The sequence below is a fragment of the Aeromonas sp. R6-2 genome (assembly GCF_040908155.1).
GTDB lineage: Bacteria > Pseudomonadota > Gammaproteobacteria > Enterobacterales > Aeromonadaceae > Aeromonas > Aeromonas schubertii.
In genome coordinates, this window is the sequence record NZ_JBFODE010000073.1 from 44975 (window position 1) to 56062 (window position 11088).

17 protein-coding genes are annotated in these 11088 nt (G+C 65.9%); 10 read left to right on the forward strand and 7 right to left on the reverse strand.

The genetic code is table 11. The features are described from left to right. Nucleotides 1-96: 96 nt before the first annotated feature. Complete coding sequence (locus tag AB5Y48_RS19750; protein ID WP_050667431.1) at nucleotides 97-306, forward strand: YgdI/YgdR family lipoprotein; 210 nt, start codon at nucleotides 97-99, stop codon at nucleotides 304-306. Nucleotides 307-339: 33 nt separating this feature from the next. Here AB5Y48_RS19750 and pspG read toward each other — a convergent pair whose 3' ends face one another. The 4 genes from pspG to AB5Y48_RS19770 form a co-directional block, all read right to left on the reverse strand. Beyond that, nucleotides 340-558, reverse strand: coding sequence for an envelope stress response protein PspG (gene pspG / locus AB5Y48_RS19755; protein ID WP_050667430.1), 219 nt, complete (start codon nucleotides 556-558; stop codon nucleotides 340-342). A gap of 34 nt (nucleotides 559-592) precedes the next feature. Beyond that, complete coding sequence (locus tag AB5Y48_RS19760; protein ID WP_136612928.1) at nucleotides 593-799, reverse strand: PspC domain-containing protein; 207 nt, start codon at nucleotides 797-799, stop codon at nucleotides 593-595. Further along, a complete protein-coding gene (locus AB5Y48_RS19765) occupies nucleotides 796-1461 on the reverse strand; it encodes a PspA/IM30 family protein (RefSeq protein ID WP_050667429.1) in 666 nt (221 codons plus the stop codon). The genes AB5Y48_RS19760 and AB5Y48_RS19765 overlap by 4 nt, the downstream gene beginning before the upstream one ends. A 200-nt stretch (nucleotides 1462-1661) precedes the next feature. Beyond that, on the reverse strand, nucleotides 1662-2384 hold the full coding sequence (locus AB5Y48_RS19770) for a 1-acylglycerol-3-phosphate O-acyltransferase (protein WP_050667428.1): 723 nt from the start codon (nucleotides 2382-2384) through the stop codon (nucleotides 1662-1664). A 124-nt stretch (nucleotides 2385-2508) separates the two neighbouring features. Here AB5Y48_RS19770 and AB5Y48_RS19775 point away from each other — a divergent pair, with 124 nt between their 5' ends. The 6 genes from AB5Y48_RS19775 (at nucleotide 2509) to AB5Y48_RS19800 (ending at nucleotide 7165) form a co-directional block, all read left to right on the forward strand. Next, on the forward strand, nucleotides 2509-2895 hold the full coding sequence (locus AB5Y48_RS19775; RefSeq protein ID WP_060584306.1) for a hypothetical protein: 387 nt from the start codon (nucleotides 2509-2511) through the stop codon (nucleotides 2893-2895). A 47-nt stretch (nucleotides 2896-2942) separates the two neighbouring features. Beyond that, a complete protein-coding gene (locus tag AB5Y48_RS19780) occupies nucleotides 2943-4937 on the forward strand; it encodes a protein-disulfide reductase DsbD family protein (RefSeq protein ID WP_368165527.1) in 1995 nt (664 codons plus the stop codon). Beyond that, nucleotides 4934-5650, forward strand: coding sequence for a DsbA family protein (locus tag AB5Y48_RS19785; protein WP_368165528.1), 717 nt, complete (start codon nucleotides 4934-4936; stop codon nucleotides 5648-5650). Before AB5Y48_RS19780 ends, AB5Y48_RS19785 begins: the two co-directional genes overlap by 4 nt. After that, the gene (locus tag AB5Y48_RS19790) at nucleotides 5647-6165 is read left to right on the forward strand and encodes a protein disulfide oxidoreductase (protein ID WP_136612923.1); all 519 of its coding nucleotides are present in this window, start codon (nucleotides 5647-5649) and stop codon (nucleotides 6163-6165) included. Before AB5Y48_RS19785 ends, AB5Y48_RS19790 begins: the two co-directional genes overlap by 4 nt. Nucleotides 6166-6366: 201 nt before the next feature. Continuing rightward, on the forward strand, nucleotides 6367-6621 hold the full coding sequence (locus tag AB5Y48_RS19795; protein ID WP_136612922.1) for a YjhX family toxin: 255 nt from the start codon (nucleotides 6367-6369) through the stop codon (nucleotides 6619-6621). A gap of 43 nt (nucleotides 6622-6664) precedes the next feature. Further along, nucleotides 6665-7165, forward strand: a complete 501-nt coding sequence (locus AB5Y48_RS19800) for a GNAT family N-acetyltransferase (RefSeq protein ID WP_368165529.1) — start codon at nucleotides 6665-6667, stop codon at nucleotides 7163-7165. A 44-nt stretch (nucleotides 7166-7209) separates the two neighbouring features. Here the strand turns inward: AB5Y48_RS19800 and AB5Y48_RS19805 are convergent, their stop codons facing one another. Further along, the gene (locus tag AB5Y48_RS19805) at nucleotides 7210-8031 is read right to left on the reverse strand and encodes a LysR family transcriptional regulator (RefSeq protein WP_368165530.1); all 822 of its coding nucleotides are present in this window, start codon (nucleotides 8029-8031) and stop codon (nucleotides 7210-7212) included. A 122-nt stretch (nucleotides 8032-8153) separates the two neighbouring features. Here AB5Y48_RS19805 and AB5Y48_RS19810 point away from each other — a divergent pair, with 122 nt between their 5' ends. Both AB5Y48_RS19810 and AB5Y48_RS19815 read left to right on the forward strand, forming a co-directional pair. Continuing rightward, a complete protein-coding gene (locus AB5Y48_RS19810; RefSeq protein ID WP_050667420.1) occupies nucleotides 8154-8876 on the forward strand; it encodes an SDR family oxidoreductase in 723 nt (240 codons plus the stop codon). A gap of 123 nt (nucleotides 8877-8999) precedes the next feature. Next, nucleotides 9000-9380 carry a nuclear transport factor 2 family protein gene (locus AB5Y48_RS19815; protein ID WP_368165531.1) on the forward strand — a complete coding sequence of 127 codons (381 nt, stop codon included), beginning with the start codon at nucleotides 9000-9002 and terminating at the stop codon, nucleotides 9378-9380. Between the two features lie 46 nt (nucleotides 9381-9426). Here the strand turns inward: AB5Y48_RS19815 and AB5Y48_RS19820 are convergent, their stop codons facing one another. Together AB5Y48_RS19820 and AB5Y48_RS19825 are read right to left on the reverse strand one after the other, a co-directional pair. Further along, a complete protein-coding gene (locus AB5Y48_RS19820) occupies nucleotides 9427-9639 on the reverse strand; it encodes a hypothetical protein (protein WP_005346554.1) in 213 nt (70 codons plus the stop codon). Nucleotides 9640-9718: 79 nt separating this feature from the next. Then, nucleotides 9719-10036 carry a hypothetical protein gene (locus tag AB5Y48_RS19825; protein WP_050667418.1) on the reverse strand — a complete coding sequence of 106 codons (318 nt, stop codon included), beginning with the start codon at nucleotides 10034-10036 and terminating at the stop codon, nucleotides 9719-9721. A 206-nt stretch (nucleotides 10037-10242) separates the two neighbouring features. Between AB5Y48_RS19825 and AB5Y48_RS19830 the strand changes: the two genes are divergently transcribed. Continuing rightward, on the forward strand, nucleotides 10243-11070 hold the full coding sequence (locus AB5Y48_RS19830; protein WP_224160587.1) for a CPBP family intramembrane glutamic endopeptidase: 828 nt from the start codon (nucleotides 10243-10245) through the stop codon (nucleotides 11068-11070). Nucleotides 11071-11088 lie beyond the last annotated feature (18 nt).

The window sequence follows — 11088 nt, forward strand, 5'->3', positions numbered from 1 at the left end:
CGCCTCAAGGCGCCTTTTTGTTATCCGCCACTCCCCCTCAGCGCCCCTTCTGCCACCTATACTTGGGCGGACTGACCCCACCGAGGAGAGTGCGTTATGAAAGGAACCCTGTTTGCCCTGCTCTGCACCCTGATGTTGGCTGGCTGCAGCTCTCAGTACATCATGAGCACCAAGGATGGACGGCTCATCACCACCGACAGCAAGCCGAAACTGGACGAGAGCACCGGCATGTATCGCTATTACGATGCCGAGGGGAGAGAGGTGATGGTAAAGAAGGATGACATCACCCAGATTATGGAGCGCTGAACGAAGCGGGGCGGCCGACGCCGCCCTCTCTGTTTAGTAGTAACGGGGGCGCCGGTTGCGCCGCCAGCTCAAGAACCAGCAGGCCAGCAACACCAGCAGGATCCAGGGCGCCAGCTTGACGATCATCGCCAACATGCCGCCCACTATGCCAAACAGGACGAACAGCCCCGTCACCACCACCATGGCCAACAGGGTAAACCCCGCCAGCCCCATCCCGATCAGGACCACCAGCAGTACCAGAAACTCGACCATCAGGGTTACCTCCAACGGGCCAAATGGCCCTCACTCAATCGAGCCAGCGCCGCACCTCGGCACGTGGCGACATCAACACCATACCGGCCAGGTAGAGGGCCAGCGCCAGGGGGGGCATCAACACCAGGGTAAAGAGCGCCGCCAGCCGCACGGCCACCCGCGAGACCCCGAGCCCCCGGGCGACGCCGGCGCAGACGCCCCCCAGGCGGGCATGAAGGGGATCCCGGCGCCAGCGGGTCATGCCCGGCTCCCCTGGCGCTCACGCAGACGAGCCAGCTCGCGCTCGATCTCGTCGGCCTGCTCCAGCTCGCGAAACTGGGCGGCGAGAGAGGCATTCTGCCCCCAGGTGGCGGCCTCGAGTTGCGCCTCGAGCTGCTCCACCTTCCCCTGCATGCCATCGAAGCGATCCATCAGGGCCTGCATCCTGCCCGTATCGAGCTGAGCCTGTACCTTGAGGCGGCTGCGTGCCGTCTCCTCACGCAGGGTCAGGCTCTTGCGCTTCTCTCTGGCCTCGGCCAGTTTGGCGGCCAGGCGCTCGCCATCGCTCTCGAGGCGCACCTTCAGCTCCCCAAGGCGCGCCTGCTCTTCACCCAGCAGGCGCAACTTCTCCTGCTCGGCCAACTTCTCGGCCAGGGCGGCGCGGGCCAACTCTTCACGCCCCTTCTCCAGGGCCAGCGCCGCCTTCTCTTCCCATTGGGCGATCTGACGCTCGAGGGCCAGCTGATGACGCTCCATCTGCTTGCCCTCGGCGATGAGGCGGGCAGCCTGGGTGCGCATCTCAATCTGGGCCTCCTCCATCTCCTCGATCACCAGCCCCAGCAGCTTTTCGGGCTCTTCACTCTTGTCGAGCAGGGCGTGCAGGTTGGCATTCAGGACATCGGTCAGTCGGCGAAACAGGCTCATGGTCTTCTCCTCGTTGAATCGTGATGAACCCACTGTCAATTACAAGGAGCGTGCCATAAGTAGTAATTCCAATATTTTCAATTACTTGACTATGAATGGCAGACAACGCGCATCAAAGCATGGCGAAATTCACCAATTATTGATGGTTATTTTCGCCATAAAAAAAGGGAGCCACCGGCTCCCTCTCTCATAGACTCCCGTCAGGCTCGACGCTGGACCCGGCTGTCGAGCTCGGCCAGCTTCTCTTCCATCTTGGCGCGGCACACCTCGGAGAGTTCACGGATCCCGGCGGCACCGTGCTCCTTGGGGCAGACAGGGGGCAGCATCTCAATCAGCACCTCGCCGTTGTCCCAGCGGTTGAGATCGACCTGATCGAAGTAGCTGGAGCAGATGATGGGCACCACGGGCACCTCGGCCTGCACCGCGGTGTGGAAGGCGCCTGCCTTGAACGGCAGCAGGCCACGCCCCTTGGAGCGGGTCCCCTCCGGGAACATCCAGATGGAGGTGCCACGCCCCTTGATGCGATCCACCACCTGGCCGATGGTGCCGATGGCACGGTTGCGGTTGGAGCGATCGATCAAGACGTTACCCGAGAGCCAGAACAGTATGCCAAAGAGGGGTAGCCATACCAGGCTCTTCTTGCCCACCGCCACCACGCCGGGCATCACGGCCCCGGTCACGGTAAAGATGTCGTAGTTGCTCTGGTGGTTGCACACATAGACGGCAGGACCGATCCGCTCGGCCCCCTCCGGGAAGGTGACCCGCACCTTGAGGCCAATCAGGGGGCAGACCGCATGGTACATGCGGGCGAAGACATAGACGTTGTTGGGATGGCGCGGCCGCACCAGGCACAGCAGCAGGCCAAAGATAAACCAGAAGAGCAGCAGCACGCCAAGCAGCAGCACGCGGGCAAGTTTGAGCATCGAACACCTCGAATTAAGACTGGGCGCAGTATACTGGCGTGGATTTTGGCGAACAAGCGTTAGCCAGACAGAAGCGAGCCATTGGCTTGCCTCGGCCAACCTCGCCCATTAGGATGTTTCCCCTATGCCAAGAGCCCTCACCCACCGCCCGCGTCTGGCCCGCCTCTTTATGCTGCTGATCGCCGTGCTGCTGCTTAACTGCACCCTGCAGCCGGTCATGCGGATGCTGGTCCAGTTCGAGCAAGCCCGGCAGCTGAGCCTGCCGCCGGCCGCATCGACCGACACGGAAGCCCCCTCCCGGGAAGAGGGGATGCCGAGTCCCTGCTCTCTGGTCGGCAAACTGCTCTCGGCCACCCAGTGGAGCGCCATCGCCCCTCTGCTGTTTGCCCTCTACCTGCTGGCCCGTCAGATACTGGCGCCCCCCCTCTCCCGGTGCGCCCGGCCACGTCTCATCCCCATCTCGCCCCCCGAGCGGCGATTACACCTGACCTTGTGCAACTTCCGGGAATAGACAGGCAGCCCATCCGGTCTGTTATTGGTCTTTTTCTGGAGAACCCCATGTTTCGATTGTTGACGACCCTGATCCTGGTGATCGGGTCACTCTGGCTGCCCGCACGGGCGGCCGATACCGGCTGGTTGAGCGAAACCCGCCACCCCCATGTGAAGGTGCGCCTCGAGCGCGACGGTGAGCGAGCCCTGCTGCGCGTACAGCTCGCCGAGGGCTGGAAGACCTACTGGAAGAGTCCGGGCGAGGGAGGCATTGCCCCCGCCATCGCCTGGCAGGGCACTCCCCGGGTAACCTGGCACTGGCCCACCCCGACCCGCTTCGAGGTGGCCGGCCTGCCCGCCCAGGGCTACCCGGGGGATGTGACCTTCCCCCTGACGGTAACCAGCCCGGGCGAACTCGGCGGCACCCTGCGCCTGCCCACCTGCAGCAATGTCTGCGTGCTGACCGACTTCCCCTTCACCCTGGACGAGGGCGGCGCCACCGACGCCGACTTCGATCGCCGCTATGCCCAAGCCCTGAGCCAGGTGCCGCGCCCCCTGCCCGAGACGATGCAGGTACAAAGCGGCTACCGCCCCGGTGAACTGCAGGTTGAGGCGACCCGCCCGGGCGGCTGGCAGCGCCCTGCGCTCTTCGTCGACACCGTGAAGGGAGCCCTGTTCGGTGCCCCGCGCTTCACCCTGGAGGGGGATCGCCTGATCGCCGTGTTACCGGTGGAAGACGAGTGGGGCAAGGGGGCGCCGGATCTGCAGGGGCAGCCCCTGCCCCTGGTGCTGGTCAACGACGGCCAGGGCTGGCAGCTCGACAGCCGTCCCGGCCCGCCCCTGAGCGAGGCACCGGCGCCCCCTCTCTCCTTGTGGAGCCTGCTTCTGCTGGCCCTCGCCGGTGGCCTCATCCTCAACCTGATGCCCTGCGTGCTGCCGGTGCTGGCCCTCAAGATCGGCTCTCTCACCCGCCATAGCGAGGATCAGCGTGAGGTGCGCGCCGGCTTTGTCGCCTCGAGTCTCGGCATCCTGGTCTCGTTCTGGTTGCTGGCCCTGATGAGCGCGCTCCTGCGCCTCACCGGCGCGGCGCTCGGCTGGGGCATCCAGTTCCAAAGCCCCTGGTTTATCGCCATCATGGTGCTGGTCACCGGCCTCTTCACCGCCAACCTGCTGGGGCTGTTTGAGCTGCGCCTGCCCAGCGCCCTGGCCACCCGATTGGGGGTGGCCGGCGGTCAGGGGCGCCTCGGCCACTTCCTGCAGGGGATGTTTGCCACCCTGCTCGCCACCCCCTGCTCGGCACCGTTTCTCGGCACCGCCGTGGCCTTTGCCCTCGCCGCCCCCCTGCCGCAACTCTGGCTGGTGTTCACCACCCTGGGGCTTGGCATGGCCCTGCCCTGGCTGCTGCCGGCCCTGAGCCCGACCATGGCGCGTCTGTTGCCCAGACCCGGTCTCTGGCTTAACGGGCTGCGCCCCCTGCTGGGGATCATGATGCTGGGCTCGAGCCTGTGGCTGGTGAGCCTGCTCGAGCATCATCTGCCGAACTATCTGGTGCTGGCCCTCGGGGCGCTGCTGTTGCTGCTGCCCTGCGCGGCCCTGGCCCGAGTCAGCCGCCGCCACGGGGTGTTGGCCCTGCTCGCCCTGGTGCTGATGCTGCCCCCGGCCCTGTTGGCGCTGCGCGGTGCCAGCGCCACTGTACGCACCGATGCCGTGACCTGGCAGCCGCTCAGCGAAGCGGCCATTCAGGCGGCGCTCGGCGACGGCAAGCGGGTCTTCGTGGACGTGACCGCCGACTGGTGCATCACCTGCAAGGCCAACAAGTTCAACGTGCTACTCGATCCTGCCGTGCAGGCGGCCCTCGCTGCCGACGACGTGGTGGCCCTGCGTGGAGACTGGAGCACCCCGAGCGACACCATCAGCGTCTTCCTCAAGGGACGCGGCGTCGCCGCCATCCCCTTCAACCAGATCTACGGACCTGGCCTGCCCCGGGGCAAGGTGCTGCCGCCCCTGCTCGATACCCCATCCACCCTGGCCGCCCTGGCCGAGGCGAGAGGAGAGACCCCATGAAATCCATACTGATGGCCCTGCTGCTGGCCGGCGCCGGCGTCGGCGCCGCCCCCTTCACCCCGGAGCAGGAGGCGCGCATCCGCGAGCTGGTACGCGAGACCCTGGTGCAAAATCCCGCCATCCTCGACGAGGCCGCCGAGAGTTGGCAGCGCCAGCAGGAGGCCGACTACCAGAGCAATCTGGGGCGGCTTATCGAGAGCCAACGCAAGGTGTTGTTCGAGAGCCCTGCCAGCCCGCGGCTGGGGGCCAGGGATCCTGCCCTCACCCTGGTGCTCTTTACCGACTACAACTGCCCCTATTGCAAGCGCTTCGACCCCGAGGTGATGAAGCTGCTCGAACGCAATCCCCGGCTCGGCCTGGTGATCAAGTTTCTCCCCTTCAAGGGGGAGAGCTCGAACAACTCCGCGCGCCTGGCTCTGACCCTGTGGAGCCAGAAACCGGAGGCCTTCCTGCCTCTGCACCAGATCCTGATGGGCAAGCGTGGCATGCTCGATGACAGCGCCATCCGGACGGCCCTCAAGGCCACCGGTCATGAGAGCCTGCGCGCAAGCGACGAGAGCGCCCGGGAGGTGAACATCAACCTGCAGCTGGCCCGGGAGTTTGGCGTACAGGGGACACCGGCCCTGCTGGTCGGCAGGCAACTCATCCCTGGCGCCATCCCCTATGAGCAGCTCGAGCAGATTGTCCAGGCCGAGCTGGGGGCGCCCCGATGAGCCGCCGAGTATGTGCCTGGTTCAAGGAGGGGGCTCTGGCCCTGCTCCTGCTGGTGCTTGTCACCGGGGTGGCTGACTGGCTGCGCGCCCCGGATGCGACGAGCCTGTCGCTTCAGCCCCTCACTACCCTCGCCGGGGAGCGGGTCGATCTCGCGGCACTGAGCCGTGACCGGCCCCTGCTCATCTATGTCTGGGCCAGCTGGTGCGGGGTGTGCCGCTTCACCGGCGACGCGGTGCAGTCCCTGCACGAAGACGGGGTGCCGGTACTCGGCATCGCCCTGCGCTCGGGGGACGATCCGACCCTCAGCCGCTACCTGGCCCGCCAGGGGTATGACGTTGCCAACATCAATGATCAGGATGGCGCCATCGGCGCAAGCCTGGGGGTCTCCGTGACCCCCACCTTCCTGATGGTAAAGGGGGGCAAGGTAGTGGGAAGCACGACGGGGTGGAGTTCAGGCCCCGGGCTGCGGCTGCGCCTGTGGCTGGCTCGATGGATCGATACTGAGGGCGCTTAGAGGTAACGAGCGCTTGCCCGGCGCCGGCACGATTTGTTACAGTGCCGGCGCATTTCTGTTCAACCTCATCGTTTCGAGGCCTGCATGTTGGAGATTGTCATCACCCGATAATCGGCATTGCCCGGTTATCACATTCGCAAGCGAGGCGAGTACCCACAGTACTGAGCCCTGGTTACCTATGGTGAATGACAAGGAATCCACGTGAACCTTTCCAAACCGGAACAACGGACCCTGCACGTCCTGGCCAAGGGCGGGCGCCTGCTGGTGCTGTGCGACGGCCCCCGTATCCTCCACGTCGAGTGCTACACCAAAGAAGGCTATCTGCTGAGCGACTGTACGGTCGTGACCTTTACCCGGCTGCGCAACAAGCGGCTCATCACCTCCCGTGATGGCCAGCCCTATCGCATCAACCGCCATGGCCTGCAGGCCGTGCGCGCCCAGCTCGACAACCGTTAACCCTTGATAACCGGGGAGAGCACTCCCCGGTGGAGCACCTACCATGCTTACCCGAAACGAATGCCCCGACGACATCGCCACCATCGACGCCCTGACCCGCGCCGCCTTTGCCACTCACCCCCACTCCCGCCAGACCGAGCACTGCATTGTGGCCGCCTTGCGGGCCAGTGGCCGCCTGACCCACTCGCTGGTCGCCGAGGAGGGGGGAGAGCTGCTGGGCCATGTGGCCCTCTCGCCCCTCACCCTCTCCTCGGGCCAAACCGGCTGGTTTGGGCTCGGGCCCATCTCGGTGTGGCCGAGCCGACAGGAGGGCGGGGTTGGCAGCGCCCTGATGAGCGCCGCCATCCAAGCCCTGCAGGCCGAGGGCGCCGCCGGCATAGTGCTGGTGGGCGAGCCCGACTACTACGGCCGCTTCGGCTTCGTGGCCGCCCCCACCCTGCAACTGCCCGGGCTCCCCCCCGAGTACCTGCTGGCCCTGCCGCTCGCGGGGGGGACGCCCAATGGAGCGGTGCAGTTCGACCCGGCGTTTGACGCCAGCTGCTAACAAGAAGGGCCATCCCACGGGATGGCCCTTTTTTCGTCGCTACCTCAGGGGGCCACGTCGGCGCGCAGGCGCGCCATCAGGGCAACCACCGCCGGCAGGCGCAGGGCATCGGGGGAATAGCAGAGCCCGAGGCGGCGCTTGAGGGGCGGCGCGGCCAGGGCCACCCGGGCGCAGCCGGGGGCGATGAGCGACGCCGGCAGCCAGGCGATGCCGACCCCGGCGGCCACCATGCGAGCGGCCAGGGCCAGGGTACCGGCGTGCTGGGGCCAGACCGGCGCCTGATTGCCGAGGATGGCGAACAGCCGCTGCTGGGCATAGTGGTGCGGGCACATCACCCAGCACTCTCCGGCCAGCCGCTCGGGGGCGAGCGCCTCCTCCCCGGCCAGAGGGTGGCCGGGCGGCAGGGCCAGCAGGAAGGGCTCTTCGAGCAGGGGTAAAAACAGCTCATCCTCGCAGCGCAGCGACTCGCAGCCCAGGCGCAGATCGCCGCAGCACCCCTCTGCCAGGGTGAAACGCAGCCCCTCGATGGCGGCCAGATGAGCGCTCAGCGCCCCCACCAGCTCCGCCCCCAGCTCCCCCTCGATGCCGACGGTGAGCTCGAGGTGGGGCTCGGCGGCGCGCAATGAGCGCGCCAGCGCCTCGGCATCGCCGATCAGCCGCTTGGCCCCGGGATAGAGGCGGCGCGCCGCCTCGGTCGCCTCGACCCCGCGCGCCTGGCGGGTAAACAGGGCGGTGCCGAGCTCCTCCTCGAGCCCCTTGAGGGTGGCCGACAGGGTGGGCTGGGTGATGAACAGACGCGCCGCGGCGGCGGTGATGTTGCGCTCCTCGAAGACGGCGACGAAGGCGCGCAGGGGACGAATATCCATAGAAAAGACCTATACCAGAGAGTGAAAAAAGCCATTTTTCACCGGGATTTCACCCCTCTATAGTGGCCCCCATCGCAAAAGGCATCAAGCCTTCCTATTCCTGATAGCGTGGAGAACTCAACATGACCCAGCCCCTTATCGTGATCACCGGTGCCAGCTCCGGGTTTGGCGCCGCCTGTGCCCGGCTGTTTGCCGAGCGCGGCTATCCCCTGCTGCTGCTGGCGCGCCGCATCGAGCGCCTGGAGGCACTGGCGCTCCCCAACACCCTGTGCCGCCAGGTGGATGTGACCGATCGCGCCGCCCTGACCGCCGCACTGGCCGAGGCCGAGGCCCGGTTTGGCCCGGCCGACCTTATCGTCAACAATGCCGGCCAGATGCTGCTTGGCAGGCTCGCCGAGCAGGACCCGAGCGAGTGGGACCGCATGCTGGATGTGAACGTGAAGGGGGTGCTCAACGGCATCCACGCCGTGCTGCCGGGCATGCTGGCGCGCCGTCACGGCACCATCATCAACATCAGCTCCATCGCCGGACGCAAGACCTTCCCGAACCACGCCGCCTACTGCGGCACCAAGTTCGCCGTGCACGCCATCTCGGAGAACCTGCGTGAAGAGGTGGCGATGCAGGACGTGCGCGTCATCACCATCGCCCCCGGCGCGGCCGAGACCGAGCTGCTGAGCCACACCAGCAGCGATGAGATCAAGGCCGGTTACGATCAGTGGAAGGAGCATATGGGCGGCGTCATCTCGGCCCAGGATATCGCCGAGGCGGTGCGCTTTGCCTACGAGCAGCCCCAACACCTGTGCATCCGCGAGATAGTGCTGGCCGCCACCCGCCAGGAGCCCTAAGCGCCCCACCCCATCAAGGAGCCTTCACGGCTCCTTCTCTTTGCTGCCCCCGTCCGGGCAGTGGGGGCGAGCCGCCTGGCCGGGTAGAGTGGCGCTCGAGTGATACCAACCCAGGGAGACCCCATGATTCAGAGCCGACAGTGGGCAGAGGAGCTGCTCGCCTGGAACCGCCACCACCTGCGCGCCGAGGCGACGCTGGACGAGGCGGCCATCGGCGAGCGCTTTGCCGAACACTTCACGGTGCGCGCCAACGGTCGGGAGTACCAGACCGACCGGCCCGGCTACCTCGCCTTCTTGCAGGAGTTTCGGGCCAGCATCGCCACCATCGACTATCGGGTGCAGGAGTGGGTCTGCGAGCCGGGCAGCGCCGTGTCGGCGATGCAGGCGAGCGTGACGCGCCTGAGCGGCAAGGCAGAGCGTTTCGAGGCCATCTTGCTGCTGCGTTTTGACGAGCGCGGCCTGATCACCCTGTGGCAGGAGCTCTACCTGCCGAGCCCACAATGAAACAGGGGGCCCAGGCCCCCCGTGTGTCGGCCCATCCCCCGAGCGACTAGGTGAGGTAGTAGCGCCACATCCGCACCGGCTCCGAATAGCCGACCCGGATGCAAAACGGCGAGAGGTCATGGTTGGCCTGATCCAGCGTCAGGCGCTGGTGGGCATCCTCTTCACACCACTGCACAAACTCGTCGCTGTTAAAGCTGTAGTGATCCCCGTGAAAGGCCCCGTGGGCCTCGATAAGCCCGATGGCTTTCTCCGTCTCCATGATTGGCCTCCTGGCACTCGGTTGTTCTCTTCCAGTTTAGGCCCCGAGCCAGCCATTGGCCGCCGGCAAGGCGGCAGGATCAGGGCACAATGCTCCACATGGCACTCTCCATGCCGGTCTCGCGAAAATCCATGACCACCGGATAGCGCTTGCCACACCCCTCGACCTCCCAACGCTCTTTCCAGTACCGGCTGCCGGGCTCCCCCTTGGGCAGTTGCAGCACCACGGGCACAAAGCGCTCCGGCGCATCGCAGCCCAACGCCGCCACCTGGCCTGCCACACCGACCAGGGCATCCCGGATCAGTTGCTGGTTGGCCAGGGTTCCCTCCTGCACGGGCTTGATCGTCTCGGCCTGCAGGGACCAGACGGCGCACAGCAGCAACGGAATCACTCGCATCTTCTCACTCTCCTCCTATCCATGACCTCAGCCATTGATTCGACCGAACCTTATCCATGATCGACCAGTTCAGCCCTGAACAGAACCCCTTATGCCGGTTCCGCCCTCCGCCTCACATCGAAATAAATGCGCTATCCATCATCAACACCATGGTTTTTTCAGCGCCCCATGGCCGTTATCCTTGGCGACAACTTAGGGAGAACATGATGACCATAGCGTTATTCACCAGTTGGGCCCCACTGTGGCTCGCCATCCTCCTCGCCCTGTTTGGCCGCCAGCGGGAGGCCTGGCTACTGCTGGCCCTGTTTCTGGGGTGGGCGACCATCAAGGGGGCCATCACTCCGCAGGCGCTGAGCTTTGCCTTCTCAGGCCTGGTGCTGGCATGGCGCCTGCCGACCCTGTCGCCCCGGTGGCGAATGGGGGGGCACCTCTTGTTGCTGCTCTGGATGGTGGCCCTGCTCCATCACAAGGTGCCGGGCTTTCATAATCCGCTGGTGCTCGAACGGGTGCTTGCCGGGGGGCAGAGCGTTCCTTTCAACCTCTACTTCAACTACGACAAGCCGCTCATCTTCTTCGCCCTGTTGCTGGCCTGGCCCGGCCTGAGGGGCAGCGGTGGCCCGATAAACCGGCGAGCCTTGCTGCTACTGCCGCTGCCCATGCTGGGACTCTTGCTGCTGGCGTGGCAGCTGGGGGCCCTCAGGCCCGAGGTGGGGCTACCCGACTGGTGGCTCCTCTTTGCCATCAACAATCTGCTGCTGACCTGCGTCGTCGAAGAGGCGCTGTTTCGCGGCTACCTGCAGCAGGGGCTGGTGCGTCGCTTCTCCCTGCCCATCGGCCTGCCACTGGCCGCCCTGCTCTTTGGTGCCGATCATCTGGCAGGGGGGCCCCTGATGATGATCTTCGCGGCCCTGGCCGGTCTGTGCTATGGCCTCGCCTTTCACTGGAGCCAGCGCCTCTGGGTTGCCGTGCTCTTTCACTTTGCCCTCAACATCACCCATCTGGCGCTCTTTACCTACCCCCTGGCGCGTCATTGAGTCTGGTGGCGAAGCCCG